At 64.8% G+C, this 21,263-nt stretch carries 19 protein-coding genes; 3 read left to right on the top strand and 16 right to left on the bottom strand.

Going from position 1 to position 21,263, the window contains the following annotated elements; genetic code table 11:
* Positions 1–91 precede the first annotated feature (91 nt).
* From hisI to AACI_RS04615, 8 genes are read right to left on the bottom strand one after another with little or no spacing between them, the layout of a single operon-like run.
* A complete protein-coding gene (gene hisI, locus AACI_RS04650) occupies positions 92–871 on the bottom strand; it encodes a phosphoribosyl-AMP cyclohydrolase (RefSeq protein WP_041707332.1) in 780 nt (259 codons plus the stop codon).
* Positions 859–1,629, bottom strand: a complete 771-nt coding sequence (gene hisF, locus AACI_RS04645; protein WP_012810321.1) for an imidazole glycerol phosphate synthase subunit HisF — start codon at positions 1,627–1,629, stop codon at positions 859–861. The genes hisI and hisF overlap by 13 nt, the downstream gene beginning before the upstream one ends.
* Positions 1,623–2,381 (bottom strand): 1-(5-phosphoribosyl)-5-[(5-phosphoribosylamino)methylideneamino]imidazole-4-carboxamide isomerase, encoded by a 759-nt coding sequence (locus AACI_RS04640; RefSeq protein WP_012810320.1) that lies wholly within the window; start codon positions 2,379–2,381, stop codon positions 1,623–1,625. The genes hisF and AACI_RS04640 overlap by 7 nt, the downstream gene beginning before the upstream one ends.
* Positions 2,378–3,040 carry an imidazole glycerol phosphate synthase subunit HisH gene (hisH, locus tag AACI_RS04635; RefSeq protein ID WP_012810319.1) on the bottom strand — a complete coding sequence of 221 codons (663 nt, stop codon included), beginning with the start codon at positions 3,038–3,040 and terminating at the stop codon, positions 2,378–2,380. Before hisH ends, AACI_RS04640 begins: the two co-directional genes overlap by 4 nt.
* A complete protein-coding gene (hisB, locus tag AACI_RS04630) occupies positions 3,037–3,642 on the bottom strand; it encodes an imidazoleglycerol-phosphate dehydratase HisB (protein WP_012810318.1) in 606 nt (201 codons plus the stop codon). The genes hisH and hisB overlap by 4 nt, the downstream gene beginning before the upstream one ends.
* Positions 3,639–4,919, bottom strand: coding sequence for a histidinol dehydrogenase (hisD, locus tag AACI_RS04625; RefSeq protein WP_012810317.1), 1,281 nt, complete (start codon positions 4,917–4,919; stop codon positions 3,639–3,641). The genes hisB and hisD overlap by 4 nt, the downstream gene beginning before the upstream one ends.
* Positions 4,909–5,550, bottom strand: a complete 642-nt coding sequence (hisG, locus tag AACI_RS04620) for an ATP phosphoribosyltransferase (protein WP_012810316.1) — start codon at positions 5,548–5,550, stop codon at positions 4,909–4,911. The genes hisD and hisG overlap by 11 nt, the downstream gene beginning before the upstream one ends.
* Positions 5,544–6,656: an ATP phosphoribosyltransferase regulatory subunit gene (locus AACI_RS04615; RefSeq protein ID WP_012810315.1), complete on the bottom strand. Its 1,113-nt coding sequence runs from the start codon at positions 6,654–6,656 to the stop codon at positions 5,544–5,546. The genes hisG and AACI_RS04615 overlap by 7 nt, the downstream gene beginning before the upstream one ends.
* 175 nt (positions 6,657–6,831) lie before the next feature.
* On the opposite strand from AACI_RS04615, the gene AACI_RS04610 reads away from it, so the two are divergent.
* Positions 6,832–7,065: a LysM peptidoglycan-binding domain-containing protein gene (locus tag AACI_RS04610; protein WP_245530707.1), complete on the top strand. Its 234-nt coding sequence runs from the start codon at positions 6,832–6,834 to the stop codon at positions 7,063–7,065.
* Positions 7,066–7,135: 70 nt separating this feature from the next.
* Here the strand turns inward: AACI_RS04610 and ispG are convergent, their stop codons facing one another.
* The 4 genes from ispG to cyoE form a co-directional block, all read right to left on the bottom strand.
* The gene (gene ispG, locus AACI_RS04605) at positions 7,136–8,221 is read right to left on the bottom strand and encodes a flavodoxin-dependent (E)-4-hydroxy-3-methylbut-2-enyl-diphosphate synthase (protein ID WP_012810313.1); all 1,086 of its coding nucleotides are present in this window, start codon (positions 8,219–8,221) and stop codon (positions 7,136–7,138) included.
* An 80-nt stretch (positions 8,222–8,301) separates the two neighbouring features.
* Complete coding sequence (locus tag AACI_RS04600; RefSeq protein ID WP_012810312.1) at positions 8,302–9,435, bottom strand: zinc-dependent alcohol dehydrogenase family protein; 1,134 nt, start codon at positions 9,433–9,435, stop codon at positions 8,302–8,304.
* A gap of 33 nt (positions 9,436–9,468) precedes the next feature.
* Complete coding sequence (locus AACI_RS04595; protein ID WP_012810311.1) at positions 9,469–10,524, bottom strand: zinc-dependent alcohol dehydrogenase family protein; 1,056 nt, start codon at positions 10,522–10,524, stop codon at positions 9,469–9,471.
* A 161-nt stretch (positions 10,525–10,685) separates the two neighbouring features.
* Positions 10,686–11,612: a heme o synthase gene (cyoE, locus tag AACI_RS04590; RefSeq protein WP_012810310.1), complete on the bottom strand. Its 927-nt coding sequence runs from the start codon at positions 11,610–11,612 to the stop codon at positions 10,686–10,688.
* A gap of 233 nt (positions 11,613–11,845) precedes the next feature.
* Here cyoE and AACI_RS04585 point away from each other — a divergent pair, with 233 nt between their 5' ends.
* Both AACI_RS04585 and acnA read left to right on the top strand, forming a co-directional pair.
* Positions 11,846–12,811: an MraY family glycosyltransferase gene (locus tag AACI_RS04585; protein WP_012810309.1), complete on the top strand. Its 966-nt coding sequence runs from the start codon at positions 11,846–11,848 to the stop codon at positions 12,809–12,811.
* 252 nt (positions 12,812–13,063) lie between these two features.
* Positions 13,064–15,778 carry an aconitate hydratase AcnA gene (acnA, locus tag AACI_RS04580; RefSeq protein ID WP_012810308.1) on the top strand — a complete coding sequence of 905 codons (2,715 nt, stop codon included), beginning with the start codon at positions 13,064–13,066 and terminating at the stop codon, positions 15,776–15,778.
* Between the two features lie 62 nt (positions 15,779–15,840).
* On the opposite strand, the gene AACI_RS04575 is transcribed toward acnA, so the two are convergent.
* From AACI_RS04575 to AACI_RS04560, 4 genes are all read right to left on the bottom strand, one after another.
* The gene (locus tag AACI_RS04575) at positions 15,841–16,683 is read right to left on the bottom strand and encodes a carbohydrate ABC transporter permease (protein ID WP_012810307.1); all 843 of its coding nucleotides are present in this window, start codon (positions 16,681–16,683) and stop codon (positions 15,841–15,843) included.
* Position 16,684: 1 nt separating this feature from the next.
* Positions 16,685–17,617: a carbohydrate ABC transporter permease gene (locus AACI_RS04570; protein WP_012810306.1), complete on the bottom strand. Its 933-nt coding sequence runs from the start codon at positions 17,615–17,617 to the stop codon at positions 16,685–16,687.
* Between the two features lie 58 nt (positions 17,618–17,675).
* A complete protein-coding gene (locus tag AACI_RS04565) occupies positions 17,676–18,941 on the bottom strand; it encodes an ABC transporter substrate-binding protein (protein WP_012810305.1) in 1,266 nt (421 codons plus the stop codon).
* A gap of 72 nt (positions 18,942–19,013) precedes the next feature.
* Complete coding sequence (locus AACI_RS04560) at positions 19,014–21,254, bottom strand: amylo-alpha-1,6-glucosidase (RefSeq protein WP_012810304.1); 2,241 nt, start codon at positions 21,252–21,254, stop codon at positions 19,014–19,016.
* Positions 21,255–21,263 lie beyond the last annotated feature (9 nt).

Raw genomic sequence — 21,263 nt, 5'->3', positions numbered from 1 at the left:
TTTCCACCTCCATGCTGTATCGAATGCATGAAGGCGAGATGGTGCGCCCGCCAATTTGCGGACTCCGGGCAGCGCGCCGAGCCATGGAGGCTTACGCCCGCTTCTCGAGAACCTGCCACACGTCGGCCGGCTGGACGCCCACGTGGCGCCACAGGACGAGCAGGTGATACAGCAGATCCGCGGATTCGGACGCCACCTCGGCCTTCGCCGCCGCGTCCCGCTCGGCCTTCACGCCCGCGAGCGCCACCTCCACCGCCTCTTCTCCAATCTTCTTGCCCATCCGCTCCGCGCCATGCGTGAAAAGGTACGTGGTGTAGCTCCCGTCCGGCCGCTCGCGGTAGCGGCTGTCGATCACGCCCCACAACCTCGCGAGCGCCGATTCATCCCACGCCGCGCCCCCAGACACATCGACCGACACATCGCTTGCCGCATCAGCATCGCTCGCCGCCGGCGCATCGCCTTCTCCCGCGCCGGCCGCGCCGTGGGGATCCGGGCCGCTCTCGTCCGCGGCCTCCGACGAAACCCCGTCCGGCACCAGGCGGCGATAAAAACACACCTGCTCGCCCGTGTGGCACGCCGGGCCCTCGGGCACCACCCTGTACAGCACGGCGTCTCCGTCGCAGTCCAGCCGCACCTCCACCACGCGCTGCACGTTTCCCGATGTCGCGCCCTTGCGCCAGTACGCCCGGCGGGATCGGCTGTAATACCAGGCGTAGCCCGTCGCAAGCGTCCGCTTCAGCGCCTCGCGATCCGCGTAGGCGAGCATCAACACGTCACCCGTCTCGGCGTCTTGGGCCACCACGGGCACGAGGCCCGTGGCCGCGTCATAGCGGACGCGCGCGAGCTCCACGTCTCCCTTCACAGCGGCCACCGCACCGGCACCCCCCTATCGCGGAGATACTGCTTCAACGCCGGAATGGCGATCTCCCCAAAGTGAAACACACTCGCCGCGAGCGCCGCGTCCGCGCCGCCTTCCGTCAAAACCTGAGCGAAATGTTCCATCGATCCGGCCCCACCGCTCGCGATGATCGGCACGCGGACCGCATCCGCCACGCGGCGGGTGAGGTCGAGATCGTAGCCCGACTTCGTGCCATCCTGCCGAAAGCTGGTCAAAAGAATCTCGCCCGCGCCGAGCTGCGCCGCGCGCTTGGCCCACTCCACTGCGTCCGTGCCGGTGCCCACCTTGCCGCCCTGAAGCATCACCTCGTAGCGGCCAAGGGGCTCGCTCCACCGCGCGTCGATGGCCACGACGACGCACTGTTCGCCAAACCGCCACGCGGACTCCTCGATGAGCCGGTGATTCCGATATGCCCCGGTGTTCATCGATACCTTGTCCGCGCCGGAGAGGAGCAGTCGTCGCACGTCCTCGACGGTGGACACGCCGCCGCCCACGGTGAGCGGCACATTGACCCGCGCGGCTACCTGCTCCACCACGCGCAGCATGGCGAGGCGCCCCTCGCTGGACGCGGAGATGTCGAGGAGCACGAGCTCGTCCGCGCCTTCGCGGCAGTACGCCTGCGCCAACTCCACCGGATCGCCCGCGTCCCTTCGGTTCTCCAAGAAGCTCACGTGCTTGACCACGCGGCCGTCGAGCACGTCGAAACACGGAATGATGCGCTTGGTCAGCACGCGCCTCCCTCCTCTTCCTGCGCGAGGCGTTGAAACAGCTCGCCGAGATGGATGCGGCCATCGTGCAGCGCCTTGCCGATCACGGCCCCAGCGAGGCCCGCCCGGCGCACCGCCACGACGTCGTCGATGGAACCGATGCCCCCCGAGGCGATGGCAAAAAGCCCCGTCTCCTGCACGCCGAGCGCCAGATCCAGATTCGGGCCTTCGCCGGTGCCGTCCCGCTCGACGTCGGTCACGAGCGCCTGAACGAGGCCAACTTTGGCGAGCTCGCGGGCGAGATCGAAGATGGACCACTCGGTCTCTTCCAGCCATCCGGACACCGCGAGGCGCCCCTTGCGGCCGTCGAGCCCCGCGACGAGCCGATGGCCGCCAAACTCCTGCGCCCACTCCGCCACAACCTCGACCTGTCGGACTGCGGTGCCGATGACGACGCGCGCCACGCCCGCCTCCAGCCATCTGGCGATGGCGTCTTTGGTGCGAATGCCGCCACCCACCTGCACCGCCGCGCCATACGAGGCGGCCGTCTCGACAATGGCTCGCACCGCCCGCTCGTTGTCGCTTTGGCCGGAGCGGGCGGCGTCGAGATCGACCACATGCAAGAAGCGAGCACCCGCGTCGCACAGGCGTCCGGCGACACCGGCCGGATCGCCGTCGTAGCGCGTGACCTGCTGGTAGTCGCCCTGGCGAAGACGAACCACCTCTCCGCCAAGGATATCGATGGCCGGATAGACCGTGAACCCAGGCCCGCTCATCGGCTCACCCCCTCGAGCAACGCCGGATACGCCGCAATGCGCACAAAATTCGCGAGAATGCGCTCGCCCACCGCACCGCTCTTCTCAGGGTGAAACTGCGTGCCCATCACGCGGCCGCGCGCCACCACGGCGGGCACGTCCACGCCCGCGTACGATGTGCTCGCGATCACGTCCGCACCTCGCTCGGCGACGGCATAGTAGGAGTGAACGAAGTACACGTAATCCCCCTCCCGCACGTCGCGGAGCAGCGGGTGATGGGGCGCGCGCAGCTCGAGGCTGTTCCACCCCATGTGCGGAACCTTCGCCCCTTCTGGAAAGCGGACGACGTGGCCAGGGACGAGATCGAGCCCTCGAAAGACGCCGTGCTCTTCCGAACTGGTGAACAAAAGCTGCATGCCGAGGCAGATCCCGAGGAGCGGGACAGACCGCGCCACGGCGTCTCGCACCACGTCGCACAAGCCGCGGACGCGCATCTGGCTCATGGCGTCGCCGAACGCCCCCACGCCGGGCAGGATGACGCCCTGCACGCGCCCTTCTTCCGCCATCGCGGCCTCCCACTCGTCGCGCGTCGCCACCACGCGGCCCTCTGTGCCCACGCGGTGGAGTCCCCCGAGCACGCTGTGGAGGTTGCCGATGCCGGGATCGAGCACGATGATCATTCCAGCACCCCCTTGCTGCTTCGCACGCCGTCTCCCGTCACCTCGACCGCCTCGCGAAGCGCCTGGCCGAACGCCTTGAACAAGGCTTCCGCCATGTGGTGGTTGTTCTCGCCGTACAGGACCGCGAGGTGCAGCGCCATCCGGGCCTCGTTCGCCACCGACTTGAAGAACTCGTGCACCAGTTCGGTCGGAAACGTGCCGATGCGCGCGTCCGTGAAGCGGGCGTGCAGGACGAACGCCGGCCGGCCGGACAGGTCGATCACGGCCCGGGCGAGCGCCTCGTCCATGGGCACGTGGCGCTCGCCGTAGCGGCGGATGCCGGCCTTGTTGCCGAGCGCCTCGCGGATGGCGCGACCCAAACACAGCCCGATATCCTCCACGAGGTGGTGGTCATCGACGTCCACGTCGCCGGTCGCCGAGACGGTGAGGTCGAAAGACCCGTGCACCGTAAACAGATGCAGCATGTGGCGCAAAAAGGGGACAGGGAAGTCCATCAATGCGTGGCCCTCCCCGCGCAGGTTGAGCGAAAGGCGCACCGAGGTCTCGCCCGTCTCGCGCTCGATGGCCGCGGAAAAGGTGGGGCGTTCCATGTTCGAGCTCATCGCAACTCCTCCCTGCGGATTCGCACCGCTTCCCGGTGCGCCGTGAGCGATTCGGCCTCCGCCAGCGCTTCGATGTACGGCGCGTGGCGGGCGATCGTCTCCGCCGTGTACGTGGCGGCCGTCATGCGCCGCATGAAATCGAGCGTCCCGAGCCCGCTCGAGAACCGCGCGCTGCCGTGCGTCGGCAGCACGTGATTGGTCCCGGCGAAGTAGTCGCCCACGGGTTCCGGCGTGTATGGGCCGAGAAACACCGCTCCTGCGGTGCGAAGGCCGTTTAGCACGCGCCGCGGGTTCTCCGTCACCACCTCCACGTGCTCCGGCGCCATGTCGTTGACGAGAACGACCGCGTCGTCGAGACTTTTCACGTGGACGAGCGCCCCGTGGCGCTCCAGCGCCTCGCGCGCGATGTCCCTCCGCGGCAACGCCGCCAACTGTCGCACGATTTCGGCGTGCACGTTCTCGAGCAACTCGCGAGACGGGCTCAGGCACACGGCCCCCGCCTCCACATCGTGCTCCGCCTGGGCGAGCAGATCGGCCGCCACATACGCCGGATTCGCCGTCTCGTCCGCCACCACCACCACCTCGGTCGGCCCGGCGATGCTGTCGATCCCGACGTCGCCCATCACCATCCGCTTCGCCGTCGCCACGTACACGTTCCCCGGCCCGACGATCTTGTCCACTCTGGCGATGGTCTCGGTGCCATACGCGAGCGCCGCCACCGCCTGGGCTCCGCCGACCGCGTACATCTCCTCGACCCCGACGAGGTGCGCCGCGGCCAGGACCGCCGGGTGAGGCAGGCCGTCCGGCCCCGGCGGCGACACCAGCGCGATGGAGCGGACGCCCGCCACCTGCGCGGGGATGACGTCCATCAGCACGGTCGATGGGTAGGCCGCTCGGCCGCCTGGCGCGTACACGCCGACGCGATGGAGCGGGCGCCACAGCATCTCGAGCGTCTCGCCGTCCTCACCGCGGATGACGATATCGTTCGGCAGCTGCGCCTCGTGAAAGCGGCGAATGCGCTCCGCCGCGCGGGCGAGCGCCTCCCGCACCTCGGCGCGCAGCGCGCGAAACGCGGCCTCCATCGCCTCCGGCGGCACGCGCAGGGGCGCGTCCACGCCGTCCAAGGCCCTCGTCAGCCGCCTCAGCGCGTCGTCGCCTCCCACGCGCACTTCTTCGACGATACGCTCCACTTTCTCCCACACGTCCGCGTCGCGGCCGGTCGTTCGCCGCCAGTTGAACGAAGCTTGTTCGATCACGTCGACCCGATCAAGGCGCATACGCGTTCCTCCTCGCGACGGCCGCCTCCAGGCGCTCCAGGCAGGCCGAGATTTCTCGGTGCTTCATCCGGTAGCTGGATCGGTTGGCCACGAGCCTCGCGGAGATGTCGAGCACCTCGTCGAACACCACGAGCCCGTTGGCCCGGAGCGTCTCGCCGGTCTGGACGAGATCGAAGATGCGATCCGTCAGGCCAATCACGCTGGCGAGCTCGATGGACCCCGCGAGCGGCACAATCTCCACCTGGTGCCCCTGGCTGCGAAAGTACCGGTCGGCGAGCTTCGGGTATTTGGTCGCCACGCGGCGCGGCGCGTGGCGGCGCTCCTCTTCGCGCCCGGCGACGCAGAGCTTGCAGCGCGCGACGCCGAGATCGAGCAGCTCGTACATCTCCCGCTCCTGTTCGAGCAGGATGTCGTTGCCGACAATGCCGAGATCGGCCACACCGTAGGCGACGTACGTGGGCACGTCGGCCGGCTTGGCGAGGAGGTACCGCAGGGTCCAGTCTCGCCAAGGGATCTCGAACACGAGCGCGCGGCTCTCGTCCCAGTCGCGCGGATACGGGATGCCGGCCTCTTCCCAGAGCGGCACCACGTCGTCCAGCGTGCGCCCCTTGGCCATCGCCACGGTCAACATTCGCCTTCCCCCTCCTCCTGCGCCTCGAGCACGGCCATCACGCGTTCGACCTCGAACGCAAATCCGACGGCGGGCGCGCCGGCCCCGAACTGGGCCAGGAGTTCGTCATACCGCCCGCCCTGCGCGATGGGCGCGCCGACGCCCGGCGCAAACATCTCGAACACGAGGCCCGTGTAGTAGTCGAGCTCGCGGTGGAGGGCGAGATCGAACGTGACCACGTCCGAGGCGAGGCCCGAGTCGTGAAGCGCCTCGGCGAGGCGGCAGAGATACCGCCACGCGTCCCTCACGTCCGCGGCCGCGCGCGGATCGACGGCGTCTCGGAGCAGCGCCTCGAGCTCGCGATCCGACGCCTCTCGGCTGCGCTTCGCGGCGTCGCGCTCGGCGGGCGACCATGTGAGCAGATTCGCGAGCAGATCCACGTCCTTCGCGGCGTGCAGCTGCCAAAGCTCGCGAAACTGGACGTAGTTTCCGCTCGTCAGGCACGCGAGGAACGCGCGCGAGAGCGAAGCGGATATGCCCAGCGCGTCCAGGAGGCGCGGCACCAGGCGCGCGTGGCTCACCACGATGCGGTGATGCCTCACGCCCGCCGCCGCGCTCGCCTCGTGCAAGAGCCGCAGCACGTCCATGTCCACGTCGACGCTCGCCTCTTCGCCGATGCGCTCGATCCCGACCTGCGTCGACTCCGCAGCTTTCCCGCTCGCCCAAGAGAGCGAGGCCGGATCGTCCGTGCGTCGATACACCCGCTCGCAGTAACACCAGCGAATCGGCGTCCGCCCCGCAGCCACGCGCGGCGCCGCCATACGGGCGATGGACGGGGTCATCTCCGGGCGAAGCGCCACGGCGTCGCCGCCGCCATCGAAGAGCCGGATCCAGTCGCGGCTCGACTCGGGCGATCTCGCCCGCAGAAGCGTGTCCACGTATTCAAACAGCCCGCTCGTGACAGGCTCGTACCCCGCGTCCTCGACAAACGAGAGCAGGCGGGTCTCGACCGCCCTGCGGCGCTTGGCGAAATCCGGATACCCGTCCTGCATCCCCGGGGGCCGATCCGCGAACCCGCGGACCGCCTCCCAGGCCCGAGCGCCCCACGCGCTTCTCGTGCCATTCATGTGTCTCCAGCCTCCACGCCTTCTCCGCGCCGATTCGGCGCTCTTTACTTCGCTAATATGCTAAAGCAAGCATATCGGACACGAGCCCGCATTGCAACAGGGGAATCTAGGCATGCATCCGCGGCAAGTCCCGGCACATCCGCATACGGTGGAACGAACCACGTACAGAGGAGGGATGACAGTGGTTAAGTACATCGTCCAACCCGGTGACACGCTCGGAAACATCGCCGTCAAGTACGACACCACCGTGTCGGCCATCGTCCGGGCGAACGGCATCAAGAACCCCAACATGATCTATCCCGGCCAGGTGTTGAAGATCCCGAGCAAGCACTACGAGGACGTCAAGTCGAGCGCATATCACCACGGCATGCACCACGACATGCACGCGCATCACAAGAGCTGGTACTGAACGAGCGCCCAGGCGCAAAAAAAGCGCGCCCGCCTGCCGTTCTCGCCGACAGGCGGACGCGCGTCCGCGTTCACCAAATGGAACCCGTCTCCGCGTAACGCTTCGCCATCGTATCGATTTCCTTTTTCAGCTCGGTGAGGAGATCCTGCTCCGGAATTTTCCGCACGACCTGCCCCTTGCGGAACAGCAGCCCTTCGCCGCGCGCGCCCGCGATGCCGATGTCCGCCTCGCGCGCCTCGCCAGGGCCATTCACGGCGCACCCCAGCACCGACACCTTGATGGGCGCGCGGATATTCTGCACGTAATCCTCGAGCTCGTTCACGATGCTGATGAGATCGATGTCGATCCGTCCGCACGTCGGACACGACACGATGGTCACCGCATCTGACACGATGTGGAACACCTTCAACAGCTCACGCGCCACCTTCACTTCCTCGACCGGATCCGCCGAGAGCGATACGCGAATGGTGTTCCCAATGCCCATGTGCAGAAGCGTCCCGAGGCCCGCCGCGCTCTTGATGGTACCGCCAAACAAGGTTCCTGACTCCGTGATCCCGAGGTGGAGCGGATATCGGAACCGCTCCGCGGCCAGGCGATACGCCTCAATCGCGAGCGGCACGTCGGAGGCCTTCATCGAGATGACGATATCATCAAAATCCAGGTCCTCCAGGATTTTCACGTGATGTTCCGCGCTCTCGAGCATGCCCTCCGCCGTCGGGTAGCCGTACTTCTCGAGGATGTGTTTCTCGAGCGATCCCGCGTTCACCCCGATGCGAATGGGAATTCCGCGCTCCTTGCACGCCTTGACGACTTCCTCGACCTTCTCGCGCTTGCCGATGTTGCCCGGGTTGATGCGCACCTTGTCCACGCCGTTCTTGATGGCCTCGAGCGCGAGCCGGTGGTCGAAGTGAATATCTGCGACAAGCGGAATATGGATCTGCCGCTTGATTTCCTTGATAGCCTCAGCAGCTTCGCGGTTGTTGACCGTCACCCGCACGACCTGGCAGCCCGCGTCCTCCAGACGGTGAATCTGCTCCACCGTCGCCTTGACGTCCGCCGTCTTGGTCGTCGTCATGCTCTGCACAATGACCTGATTGCTCCCGCCGATCACGACGTCGCCGACGCGAACCGGCTTCGTCTCCCAGCGACGATACATACTCTCGTCTCCCCGCTACGTGATGAGGTCCCAAGACGGATCTTACCGAAGGAGGGCCCGTCCTTCAACCAATACGCGGTTTAGGCACCACTCATTCGCACCACGATGCGCACCGCCTCACCCGCAGCCAGGCGGTCGAAGCCCTCGTTGATGTGGTCGAGATCGATCACGTCCGACACGAGCCGGTCGACAGGGAGCTTCCCTTGCTGAAACAAGGAAATGAAGCGCGGGATGTCGCGGGACGGGATGCAGCTTCCGACGTACGAGCCCCGAATGGTGCGCTCCTCGGCCGCAAGCAGCACCTGGGGCACGCTCCACTCGTGCCGAGGATCCGGCAGCCCTGTGGTCACGGTCGTGCCGCCGCGCCGCGTCACCATGAACGCCGTCTTCATGGCCGCGACGGAGCCCGCCGTCTCGAACACGTACTCCAAGCCGCCCGCCGAATCCGCGCGCACCTTGTCAATCACGCCGGGATCGCGCGCGTCGTACGTGTGCGTTGCGCCGAGTTCGCGCGCGAACGCCAGTTTCTCGGGGTTCACGTCGATGGCCGCGATGTGCCGGGCGGACGAAGCCACCGCGCCGAGCAGCGCGGCGAGTCCCACCCCGCCGAGGCCGACGATGCCGACCGAGGCGCCTACAGGGACGCGCGCCGTGTTGACGATCGCGCCGACGCCCGTCATGACCGCGCAGCCAAACAGCGCCGCGTGCTCGAACGGGAGGGACGGATCGATTCTCACCAGCGAGCGGCGCGAGACGACGGCGTAGTCGCTGAAGGCCGACACGCCGAGGTGGTGATGGACGGGCTGTCCGCCAAGGCGCAGCCTGCGCGCGCCGGAGAGCAGCGTGCCGCGGCCGTTGGCCTCGGCGCCCGGCTCGCAGAGCGCTGGCCGGCCCTCTTGACAGGGGGCGCAGTGCCCGCAGCTTGGCACAAAGGCGCAGACGACGTGATCGCCCGGCGCGAGGTCCGTCACTCCTTCGCCGAGCTCCACCACCTCGCCAGCCGCCTCGTGGCCAAGGGCCATCGGCATCGGCCGCGGGCGGGCGCCCTCAATGACGGACAGATCCGAATGACACAGGCCGGCGGCGCGCACCCGGATGAGGACCTCGCCCGGCCCTGGCGGTTCCAGTTCCAGCGTCTCCAGGCGAAGCGGCCTTGTGGATGCATAAGGCGGCCTCGCCCCCATCTCCATGAGGACAGCGGCTCGCGTCTGCACAGTCGACTCCCCCTCGAGTGACGTTGCGCCGCTTCACGCGAACGCCGTGATCACGTTGAACCCCTTCGTCTCGAAGCGCAGCATGCGATGGAACACGTCGTTCAACTCGGCGAGGCTCACCTCGCGCTCCACGAGCGCCTTGGGCCGGAGCCTCCCTGCGGCGACCAACCGCAACAAGCCGTCGAAGGCGACGTGCGGGTTGCCAAAGCTTCCGATGAACTCGATCTCGCCCGTGGTCATGATGTCGACCGGCAGCGCCACCATGCCCTGCTCGGACGAGGAGGTGAGGCCGACCTGTACATGGCGCCCGCCTTTGCGCAGGCACCGCACCGAGTTGAACACCGTCTCGGCGAGCCCGAGCGCGTCGATGCTCACGTGCGCGCCTCCGCGCGTGACCTGCTTGATGGCCTTGAACACGCGTTCCTCGCGCCGGCTGTTGATGGTCACCGCGGCGCCTTCGGTCCGCGCCTTCTCCAGCTTGTCGTCGTCGATGTCCACGGCAATCACCTGAGCGCCGATGGCGTGGGCCGCCTGAATCGCGGACAGCCCGACGCCGCCCGCGCCGTGCACGGCCACCCATTCACCGGGCTGGACGCGCCCCCGCATCACAGCATGAAAGCCCGTCATGTAGCGGCACCCCATGGCGGCCGCCGTGACGAAATCGACCTCGTCGGGCAAATGGATGAGGTTGAAGTCGGCGTTGGGGACACGCACGTATTCGGCGAAGCACCCGTCATACGTGGCGCCGTAGAATCCGAACTCGTCGCAAAGATTCGACCTGCCCGACTGGCACTGCGGGCATCGGCCGCAGCCGTTGTGGAACGGGACGGTGACGCGATCGCCCGCCACAAAGCGGCGGACATTGCGCCCCACCGCCACCACCTCGCCGCCGAATTCGTGGCCCAGGGTGATGGGCAACTGCGGCCGAATCCCGACCCAAGCGAGCTCCCCCTGCCAGATGTGAAGATCGCTCCGGCACACGCCGGCCGCACGCACGCGGACGATGGCGTCCTCCGGGCCAGGTTCGGGATCTGGGACGGTCTCGATGGCAAAGGGCGTGTGGAATGCGTGCAGGCGCGCAGCTTTCACAGGTGCAACATCCTTTCATGGATGAAATACGAGAACGCGCGTACGGTTCACGAATTCGTTTACACTCTTAGGAAAGCGGACTCTCGCCACGATGTCAATAGGATCATAGGAACGCGAAAGCCCCTGCGGCGGGATGCCAGCCGCCGCAGGGGCTTCTTTCATCACAGGATGGAGACCGAAAGCACCGACACGATGCAGAGCGCCGTGAGGTAGATGAGCGAAAAGCGGAAGACCTGGTTGGCCCACTCCATGTCCTTCTCCGGAGGAATGAACAACCCCTTCACCGCGAGGTACAAAAACCACAGCCCGAGCGCGCCCATGACGACGAAGTACAGCCAGCCCTCGGCGCCGAGCACAGTGAGCATCAAAGAGACAGGCACCATGGCGGCCGTGTAGAAAACAATCTGCCGCTTCGTCTCGCGAAATCCACGGACCACCGGGAGCATCGGCACGCCGGCCGCTCGGTAATCCTCCGTCTTTTTCATCGCGAGCGGCAGGAAATGCGGCGGCTGCCACAAAAAGAAGGTGAAAAACAGACACCACGCCGCGAGAGACAGCGTCCCGCCGCTCCCGGCCACCCATCCAATGAGCGGCGGCATGGCGCCGGACACGCCGCCGAGCACGGTGTTCAAGGTCGTGTGCCGCTTGAACCAGACGGTGTACAGGTAGGAATACACGAACAGACCCACAAACGCGCAGACCGCGGACTGCCAATTCACGCCCACGAGCAACACCGCGAGGCCAATGGCGCTCATGGCAAGCCCGATGCCAAGCGCCGCACCGGGGGAAACCTTCCCTCGCGCAACGGCGCGCATCTTCGTCCGAGGCATGCGCTGATCAATGTCGCGATCGTAAAAGTTGTTGAGCGCCGCGCCTCCTGCCACCACGAACATCGTGCCGATGAGCGTCAACAGCATGATGTTGAGCGGCGGATGGCCGCCGGACGCCACCCACAGTCCGGCGAACGTCGCCATGAGGTTGGCGACCGTGATGCCCCATTTCATAATGGAGAGGTAATCGCGAAGCGTGGCCCGCGCGGATTCAACGCCCTTCGGGGGCTCCTGATACACAATGCCGTTTGCTTGCAACGGTTCATCACATCCTTCGCCATGAGGCCACGAGAGTCGATGATCGCCGCACGCTGACCTTCATTTCCGTCCACTATGTTTGCAAAGAGTGCGCGGAAACACAACGGCTGTGCCCCATTTGTCATCCAACGGACATACTTTGGCCCCTGAAAAGACACAGATTGCAGTATAGCCCCCAAGGGTCCTGTTTAGTATAATTGCCGTGGAATGACACGAGCTAGGGAGAGAAACGTATGCCCCTTTGGCTGTCGGGTATTGTAGCTTTCGCGCTCGCCTACCTTTTGGCGCCACACATGCGAAAAGTCGCGCTCCGATACCGTTTTGTCGATCTTCCGAACGAGCGCAAAATTCACCGGGATCCGCTACCGCTGCTCGGAGGCGCCGCGATTTTCGCGGGCGTCATCGGGGCGTTTCTCGTAGGTTCGCTCTGGAAGGACTGGCTCGATACGCCTTACATCGGCGTCGTGATCGGCGCAACGATGTTGTTTGTGATCGGGCTTCTGGACGACTACTACAAGACGAGAGGCAAGGACTTCTCCGTCGGCATTCGCTTCGTGGTACAGATCCTCGCGGCGCTCATGGTGCCGCTCTTCGGCGGAGCGATTCAGGGATTCACGTCTCCCTTCGGCGGTCATCATTTCGTGGCAATTCCCCCTTATCTTTCGCTCTTTCTCACGCTTCTGTGGATTGTGGGCGTGACGAACGTCTTCAACTTCCTCGACGGCGTCGACGGCCTCGCAGCCGGCATCGCGGCCATCTCGGCCACGACGCTCTTTTTTGTGGCGCTCATCAAGGGCGACACGGCCTCCGCTTGGTTCGCGATTGCGGTGACGGGCGCCGCCGTCGGCTTCCTGCGGCATAATTTCTATCCGGCGCGCATCATCATGGGGGACGCGGGATCGACCGTGCTCGGCTATCTGCTCGCCTCCATCGCGTCGGTTGGCGCCTTCAAGTCGGCCACCGTCGTGTCCATCGGCGTGCCCATCCTCGCCCTGGGCGTGCCCATCTTCGACGCAGTTCGCGTGGTCTTCCTGCGGGCCCGAGCCGGGCGGCCGGTGTACAAGCCGGATCAGAACCACGTGCACCACTGGCTCTTGCGCCTCGGGCTGACGCAGGTGCAAACGGTGACCGTGGTCTACCTCATCAGCGCTTGCTTTTCGCTCGTGTCGATGCTCGTGCTGCTGCTGAATCGCGGATAACGAAGGCGATGCGCGCGCCTGGCCCCCGCGGCCGGGCTTTTTCTTTTGGCCCAATAGCCTGAGCCGAGGCGCCTTGCGTAAATTCCTCCATGGTAGTAGAGTGACAGAGGACTCGTCTCATGCGAACGCTTCCACGCCCTCGTCCATCGCAGGTTTTCGATATCGGTATCGGCAATCTGGATGAGGATTCGACAGATCCGAGGGATGCGTCGCAAAATAGAGGCAGAAACCAGATAGAAGGAGTGAGTCAAGGTGGGCGCCAATCTGTTTCAAGCCAAACAGACCCTCACCGTTGGCGGGAAGTCCTATACCTACTACCGCCTGGACGCTCTTCAGGAGCAAGGCGTAGCCGACATCTCCCGCCTCCCCATTTCCATCAAAATTCTGCTTGAATCCGTGCTTCGCCAGTACGATGGCCGCGTCATCACGGAGGAGCACGTGCGCGAACTCGCCAACTGGAACGCGGCGAACCCGGCGAAATCCGAGGTCCCTTTTAAGCCCGCGCGCATCCTGCTGCAGGATTTCACGGGCGTGCCTGTCGTGGTGGATCTGGCCGCCATGCGCACGGCGATGCACAAGCTCGGCGGCAATCCGAAGCGGATCAACCCGCTCATCCCGGTCGATCTCGTCATCGACCACTCGGTGCAGGTGGACGCGTTCGGTTCCAAAGAGGCGCTGGAGTTCAACATCGCGAAGGAATTCGAGCGCAACGAGGAGCGCTACCGCTTCCTCCGCTGGGCACAAACGGCGTTCGACAACTTCCGCGCGGTGCCACCCGGAATGGGCATCGTCCACCAGGTCAACCTGGAGTACCTCGCGCGCGTGGTCCAGGAGCGGACCGTCGACGGCGAGCAAGTCGTCTTCCCGGATAGCCTCGTCGGCACCGACTCGCACACGACCATGATCAACGGCGTCGGCGTCCTCGGCTGGGGCGTGGGCGGCATCGAGGCCGAGGCGTGCATGCTCGGTCAGCCCTTGTACTTCGTGCAGCCCGAGGTCATCGGCTTCAAGCTGACCGGCAAACTGCCCGAGGGCGCGACCGCGACCGATCTCGCCCTGACTGTCGTGAACATGCTGCGCAAGAAGGGCGTCGTCGGCAAGTTCGTCGAGTTCTACGGCGCCGGCCTCTCCAACATCAGCGTCGCTGACCGCGCGACCATCGCCAACATGGCGCCCGAGTACGGTGCGACGATGGGCTTCTTCCCCATCGACCAGGCGACGCTCGACTATCTCCGCCTGACCGGCCGCGACGAATCGCTCATCCAGCTCGTCGAGGCGTACGCGAAGGCACAGGGTATGTTCCGCACGGACGACATGCCGGATCCCGTCTTCACCGACACGCTGGAGCTCGATCTCGGCTCCATCCAGCCGACGATGGCGGGTCCGAAGCGGCCGCAGGATAAGATCTTCCTCTCCGATATGAAGAACAACTTCGAGGCGGCGCTCGAGAAGCCGGTGTCGGAGGGCGGTTTCGGGCTTGCGGACCAGCGGGATAAGACGGCCCTTGTCCAATATCCGGACGGGCACAAGGACGAACTCCACCACGGCGCGGTCGTGATCGCCGCCATCACGAGCTGCACCAACACCTCCAACCCGTCCGTGATGATTGGCGCGGGGCTGTTGGCGAAGAAGGCCGTGGAGAAGGGGCTGAAGACGCCGCGCTACGTGAAGACGTCGCTCGCGCCGGGATCGCGCGTCGTCACGGATTACCTGGAGCGCTCGGGCCTGCTCGAGCCACTCTCCAAGCTCGGCTTTGACGTGGTCGGCTACGGCTGTACCACGTGCATCGGAAACAGCGGCCCGCTGCCGGAGGAAGTGGCCAAGGCGATTCAGGAGAACGACCTCCTGGTCTCCGCGGTGTTGTCGGGCAACCGCAACTTCGAGGGGCGCATCCACTCGCTCGTTCGCGCCAACTATCTCGCTTCGCCGCCGCTCGTCGTGGCGTACGCTATCGCGGGCACGGTGGACATCGATCTCGTCAACGAGCCCATCGGCAAGGACGAGAACGGCAACGACGTGTTCCTGAGGGACATCTGGCCGTCGAACGAGGAGATTCAGGCGGTCATCCGGCAAATCATCAATCCGGAGATGTTCAAGAAGGAATACGAGAGCGTGTTCAACCGGAACGAGCGGTGGAACAAGCTGGACGTCCCGAAGGGCGAGCTGTACGAATGGGATCCGAATTCGACGTACATCCAGGAGCCGCCGTTCTTCGAGGGGCTGTCGGAAGAGGTTCCGGACATCCAGGAGATCCAAGGCGCGCGCGTGCTCGCGTACCTGGGCGACTCGGTGACGACGGACCACATCTCGCCCGCGGGCAGCATCGCGCCGTCGAGCCCGGCTGGCCAGTACCTGCAGTCCAAGGGCGTGAAGCCGCATGAGTTCAACTCGTACGGTTCGCGCCGCGGCAACCACGAGGTCATGATGCGCGGCACGTTCGCGAACATCCGCATTCGCAACAAGGTGGCGCCTGGCACGGAGGGCGGTTACACGACGTACTTCCCGACGGGCGAAGTGATGCCGATTTACGACGCGGCGATGAAGTACAAGGCGGATGGCACGCCGCTCGTGGTCATCGCCGGCAAGGAGTACGGAACAGGCTCGTCCCGCGACTGGGCGGCGAAGGGCACCTACTTGCTCGGCGTGAAGGCCGTGATCGCGGAGAGCTTCGAGCGCATCCACCGGAGCAACCTGGTCGGCATGGGCGTGCTGCCGCTCGAGTTCATCGACGGGCAAAACGCGGAGACGCTTGGCCTGACCGGCCGCGAGGTGTACACCATCAAGGGGCTGTCGAACGACCTGAAGCCGCGCCAGACGGTCACGGTCGAAGTCACGCGCGAAGACGGATCGTCGTTCACGTTCCAAGCGCTCGTGCGGCTCGACAGCGACATCGAGGTGGATTACTACCGCAACGGCGGTATCCTGCAGACAGTGCTCCGCAACTTCATGCGCGAGCAACACGCGTAAGGAAACGAAAAGGGCTCCCACGAGGAGCCCCTTTTTTTTTTGCGCACGGCGCGCAAGTCCCGTCAGCCTTTGAGTCCTGCTTGGGACACGCCCTGAATGAATTGGCGCTGAAAGATGATGAACACAACCATCATGGGAACCGTCAGCAGGACCATGCCCGCCATCACGCTGTTCCAGTACGCGTTGTACTGGCCATAAAACGAGTTCAGCCCCACCGGCAACGTGTACATGTTCGTCGTCTGACCGATGAGAAGCGGCCAGAGAAACGAGTTCCAGTTGCCCTGGAACGTCAGAATGGTCTGCGCGGCCAGGAGCGGACGCGCGAGCGGCAGCATGATGCGAAAGAACATCCCGAAGTATCCGATGCCGTCGATGCGAGCCGCCTCCTCCAGCTCCTTCGGGATGCCGAGGAAAAACTGGCGCGACAAAAACACCATGGTGGAACTCAGCAAGAACGGCACGGTGAGCCCGACGTAGGTGTCGATCCAGCCGAGGCGCGCGAGCAGCATGTAAATGGGAACCAAGACCACCTGTCCTGGGATCATCATGACGCCGAGGAAGACGTAAAACAAAAAGCCCCGGCCCGGGAAACGAAGCCGCGCAAACGCGTAGCCCGCAAACGTGTTCACCACCAGGTTTCCCACGGTCACGATGAACGCCACGATGGCGCTGTTCAAAAACCAGCGCCCAAACGGGAAGTTCTGCAGGATGGAGGTGTAGCTCGACAGCGTCAGGGTCCGCCAGGGCACGAAGAGTTGAAACACCTCGGACGTCGGCTTGACCGACGTGTAGATGGACCACAGAAAGGGCACCAGCGAAATGGCCGCGTAGATCACGGCAATCACGTACATCCACAGGCCGGCGCGGCGCCAGGACGGGGATGGTGCGGATGTGGCCATGCGCATCTCATGCGTCCTCCCTTCCGAGCCACAGCTGCTGAATCAGCGTCAGGACCAAAATAATGGCAAACAGCACGAAGCCCATGGCGGACGCGTAGCCCATCTGCATGGTGCGGAAGCCCTTTTCGAACAGATCGAGCACAACGGTCATCGTGTACTGCTGCGGAAGCGAGCTGGCGCTCGAAATGACGTAGACGAGATCGAACACCTGGAACGCGCCAATCATACCGAGCACCACGACGAGAAACGTGGTCCGCCGAAGCGACGGGATGGTGATGTAGCGCAACATGGCGAACCCTTCCGCCCCGTCGATGGCCGCGGCCTCGTACAGCTCCTCCGGAATCTCCTGCAGCGCCGCGAGATAGATGACCATGAACTGGCCTGCCGTGGTCCACACGGCGACCGCCATGATGGCCGGAAACGCGAAGATGGGGCTGTTGAAGTAGTCGGGCCCCTGGATGTGAAACAGGATCCACAGCAGGCGGTTCAACAGTCCGTTCGGCTGGAACAGGAAGCTGAAGATCACGGCCACGCCGACGGTCGACGTGATCGACGGCAGGTAGTAGATGACCCGGAAGATCGTCTTTCCGCGGATACGGTTGACGATCACGGCCAGCATCATGGCGATCGCAGTCTGCACCGGCACCACCACGAGGGCGTACACCGTGGTGTTCCACAGCGCCCGCAGAAACACCGGATCCTCGAAGAGGTGAATGTAGTTCAAGAACCCCACGAAGTGCGAGTTTAGGGGATCCAGATACGAAAAGTGCTTGAAACTGATGACAAAGGCGTACACGATGGGCCCCAGGAGAAAAACGGCCAACTCCACGATGGCGGGGAGAATGAACAGGTAACCGGCGAGCGCCTGTTCCACCACGTTCCATCGGATGCGCCTCCCGCGCCCCGTGACCCGCTCGGCAGCGGAGTTTGCGACGCTCATTCCAACCCCCTCCTCGATCCCGGCGGCGGAGCCTCCACCGGCCCCGCCGCAGAGAGCGTCAGTCGTTCATCTGTGAAGCGAGCGTCTGCTGCGCCTGACTCAAGACTTGCTGCGCCGACTCCTTCTTCAGAATGCCTTGTTGCGTGGCATTGTTGATGGCGTCGAGGAAGTTCTGCCCGAGCGTGCCGAACTGATACGGAATGGCGCCCTTGAGACCGTCCACGAAGCCCTTGTACGACGGATACTTCTTCAGAAACTCGCCCTGCTCGCTGGTCCGAGAGGGAATGGCGAGGCCCGAATCGGCCGTCATCTTGAGCGCCTCTTTGCCCGTCATGAAGAAGAGCAACTTCGCGGCAGCATCCGGGTTCTTCGCGTACTTCGACATCTCGTACGCGACCGTAAACAGCATGTTCGCATCGTGCCCGTTGAGCGACGGGAAGTCCGCAATGCCGTACTTCATCTTCGGCGCGGTCTGCTGCATGAACGGCACAATCCAAGCGCCCTCAAGGGCCATCGCCGCCTTGCCCTCTGCGAACGGGACACCCGCCCAGGACCCGCCTTGGTCTTGCGGGGTCACGAAGTTGCCGCTTTCCATCTCTTTCATAAACCACGTGAGGCCCGCGACGTTCGCCTTGTTGGTGAAGGTGGCCTGGTTCGTGGCCTTGTTGTAGTAGCTCCCGCCCATGTCGACGATGAACGGATAATAGCGCGCCACGTCAATCGGCATGTCCAGCGGCACAATGCCCTTGGCCTTGAGCTTCGCGGCGTCCTGGTCAAACTGCGCGAACGTCTTCGGCGGCGACTGGATGCCCGCCTTGGCGAGGAGCGCCGGGTTGTACTCCAAGGCCATCGTGTTCATGTCCTTCGGCAGGCCGTAGATGTGCCCCTGCCAGGTGAACGCGTCGAGCAGGTTCTTCTGGAAGTCGGACAAATCGACATGATCCTGCTTGATGAAGCTGTCGAGCGGCATGATGGCGCCCGAAGCCTCGAGCGTCGGCGCGTAGGACGAATCCACGTAGAAGATGTCCGGCGCGTCGTGCGCGGCGAGCATCGGCTGCAGCGCCTGCAGGTAGTTGCCCGTGATGACCTGGATGCTCACCTTGATGTTCGGATTTTCCTTCTCAAACAAGGCAATCTGACGCTCCACGAGCTGCTTTTCCGCCGGGCTCGACGCCCACATGCCAAGCGTCAGATGAATGGGCGCCGCCGACGCGCTGCCGACGTTCGCCTGGTTGGAGGGCGCGCTCTGCGCCTGGCCGCATGCCGTCACCGCGCCCATCGCGACCACTGCCGCACCCGCGATCCCAAGAAATGGTTTCCTCATCTTTCGTTCGACCTCCCACCCAATCGGTTTGACCCCGCTTGTCTCCATTCCATCGAGTTCAGCGACCCGTCCTCAGCTGGCGGACATCACCTCCTTCGCGCCGTCCATCACGTCCACCCGCAAGCCCGTGGTGTTTTCCACCACGTCGACCAAGACACATCCGTCCCGACGCGCGATCTCGACCGACAGCTTCCCGCGGCCGAGCCGTAGCCCGTGCACCTTCAGCTCCTGCATGCTCGCCGGCAATCGCGGGAAAATCGTCAATTCTCCCCGAGGCGCGTCCGGGCGGAGACCCAGCAGGTTCTCCAGCACAATGGCCGGAACCGCCGCCGCCCACGCCTGGGGCGAGCATGAAACCGGGTACGGGACAGGCCGAGGGCTTTCCTCACGGGAAAACCCGCAGAACAACTCCGGCAGCCGATGGTGCGGAAATTGCGCCTGCGCCCTCATGAGCCCCTCGAAGATCTGCTCGGCTTCCTCCCAGGCCCCGTGCCTCACCAGCCCGGCGAAGACGAGGCTGGTATCGTGCGGCCAGACCGAACCGTTGTGATAGCTCATCGGATTGTAGCGGAGCTCCTTCGCAGAGAGCGTGCGAATGCCAAATCCCGAGAACAGGTCGGGCTGCAGCAGGCGCTTTGCGACGCGCTCGGCCACTTCGGACGGCAGGATGTCGCTCCACAGCACTTGGCCCATGTTGGACGAGGCCACGCAAAGCGGTCGCTTGTTTCCGTCAAGCGCCATTGCGATTTCATTCCTCTCCTCCAGCCAGAAGTGCTGCAGGAAGCGAGATCGCAGCCCATCCGCGAGTCTCGCCAGCCGCTCCGCTTCTTCGGGTTCGCCGAGCTCGCGGTAAATCTCACGCCAAGCCACGTACGCCATGTACGCGTACGCCTGGACCTCCGCGAGCGCGATGGGGCCTTGCGCCAAGCTGCCGTCGGCGTGGACCATCGAGTCCCCCGAATCCTTCCATCCCTGATTGGCGATCCCGCCCTCGGCCTCGCGCCAATACTCGATGAACCCGTCTCCGTCGCGATCGCCGTAATCCGCCATCCACGCAAGCGCCCGCTCCGCATGGGGAAGCATCCGCGTGAGGAACGGCGTGTCGCCTGTGAAGCGCCAGTAGTCCGCCAAGAGGATGAGAAAGAGCGGCGTGGCGTCGATGCTGCCGTAGTACGGGCGGAATGGAACCTTGCCGCTGCGCGCGAGTTCGCCGTCCCTGAGTTCGTGCAGAATCTTCCCAGGCTGCTCATCCCGCTCCGTGTCCACACGTTCGCCCTGGAAATGGGCCAGCGTGGCGAGAGTGCCTCGCGCGACCTCCGGCGCCGCGGAAAGGATCTGCCGGGCGGCAATCAAGCTGTCCCTTCCGAACGGGACTGCGTACCACGGTACCCCCGCCACGAGAAACGGCCCAAACCCAAAGTCGGACTGGAGCATGCGAATGTCCCGCATGCCCTGCTCGTACCAGCGGCCGAATGCTTCATGCCCGGAAACCGTCGGCGCGCCATTCAACCATCCCCGCGCTGAGGACGCGTCATCTTCAGCGTTCCGTGCTGGCCTGGACCTCAAGCCCTCGGCGGCGTTTCCACGCGGATGACTGGAAACGTTTTCGGAAACAGACAAGCCGATCCCTGTTTCTCCTGCGGCGGGGAATTCCGTGCCTCCGCGCACCTCCGGTCGAACGGTGAGCGTCCACTCCGCGGCACCTCCGGCGTCCACCGTGATCAGCAACTCCGCCCGGCCCACGCCGGCCGACTCGGTCCACCGAACGGGCGTCATCTCACCCGCGTGACTCGGATGCGCAGCGAGCTGGACGCGCGTCTCCCAAGTCCGCCCGTCGGAGGACGAATAAGAAAAACCGCAAACGTTTCCGGACACCCGTGAACGAATCGCTCTCGCGGGCGCCTCGACCTGGAACCCCCGAACTTCGAACATGTCCGCGAAGTCCGCCGCGACCTCGTAGATCACCGCGAGGCGCACGGCGCGATCGCCAAAATTGCGCACGATACCGCTTTCTTGAAAGCAATGTCCGTCCACGCGCTGCCGGCGCTCCACCAGCAGGCTCTCGCGCGGAGGCTCGTGATCGGCCCGCGGAGGGCGATTGGTGTAACGGTACACCGATTCCGAGCCGGACTCCGCAAGGGCGTCCAATGCCACCCACACGTCGGGCTCGATGCGCCAAACGAGCGCTGAGAGCACGCGCGTGTCTCTGGTGTAAAGCCCGTGACCGGAAACGTTTTCAACTCCGTGCGCGCTCAGACCCTCTGCGTCTCCGTACCAAAACAGGTCGTTTTCTTTGATGACCCATCCATGCATGATGCCTCT

The sequence above is a fragment of the Alicyclobacillus acidocaldarius subsp. acidocaldarius DSM 446 genome (assembly GCF_000024285.1).
GTDB classification, from domain to species: Bacteria; Bacillota; Bacilli; order Alicyclobacillales; family Alicyclobacillaceae; genus Alicyclobacillus; species Alicyclobacillus acidocaldarius.
Note: the sequence above shows the minus strand (reverse complement) of the source record. Positions and strands in the feature narration are given on the sequence as shown.

Excerpts from the sequence above, each read along its gene's own strand:
- AACI_RS04615 (WP_012810315.1), bottom strand. The coding sequence starts at position 6,656 with ATGAATGGCACGAGAAGCGCGTGGGGCGCTCGGGCCTGGGAGGCGGTC.
- AACI_RS04575 (WP_012810307.1), bottom strand. The coding sequence starts at position 16,683 with ATGCGCATGGCCACATCCGCACCATCCCCGTCCTGGCGCCGCGCCGGC.
- hisB (WP_012810318.1), bottom strand. The coding sequence starts at position 3,642 with ATGAGCTCGAACATGGAACGCCCCACCTTTTCCGCGGCCATCGAGCGC.
- hisH (WP_012810319.1), bottom strand. The coding sequence starts at position 3,040 with ATGATCATCGTGCTCGATCCCGGCATCGGCAACCTCCACAGCGTGCTC.
- ispG (WP_012810313.1), bottom strand. The coding sequence starts at position 8,221 with ATGTATCGTCGCTGGGAGACGAAGCCGGTTCGCGTCGGCGACGTCGTG.
- AACI_RS04610 (WP_245530707.1), top strand. The coding sequence starts at position 6,832 with ATGACAGTGGTTAAGTACATCGTCCAACCCGGTGACACGCTCGGAAAC.
- AACI_RS04565 (WP_012810305.1), bottom strand. The coding sequence starts at position 18,941 with ATGAGGAAACCATTTCTTGGGATCGCGGGTGCGGCAGTGGTCGCGATG.
- hisD (WP_012810317.1), bottom strand. The coding sequence starts at position 4,919 with ATGCGCCTTGATCGGGTCGACGTGATCGAACAAGCTTCGTTCAACTGG.
- AACI_RS04570 (WP_012810306.1), bottom strand. The coding sequence starts at position 17,617 with ATGAGCGTCGCAAACTCCGCTGCCGAGCGGGTCACGGGGCGCGGGAGG.
- AACI_RS04560 (WP_012810304.1), bottom strand. The coding sequence starts at position 21,254 with ATGCATGGATGGGTCATCAAAGAAAACGACCTGTTTTGGTACGGAGAC.
- AACI_RS04585 (WP_012810309.1), top strand. The coding sequence starts at position 11,846 with ATGCCCCTTTGGCTGTCGGGTATTGTAGCTTTCGCGCTCGCCTACCTT.
- AACI_RS04640 (WP_012810320.1), bottom strand. The coding sequence starts at position 2,381 with ATGAGCGGGCCTGGGTTCACGGTCTATCCGGCCATCGATATCCTTGGC.
- hisG (WP_012810316.1), bottom strand. The coding sequence starts at position 5,550 with ATGTTGACCGTGGCGATGGCCAAGGGGCGCACGCTGGACGACGTGGTG.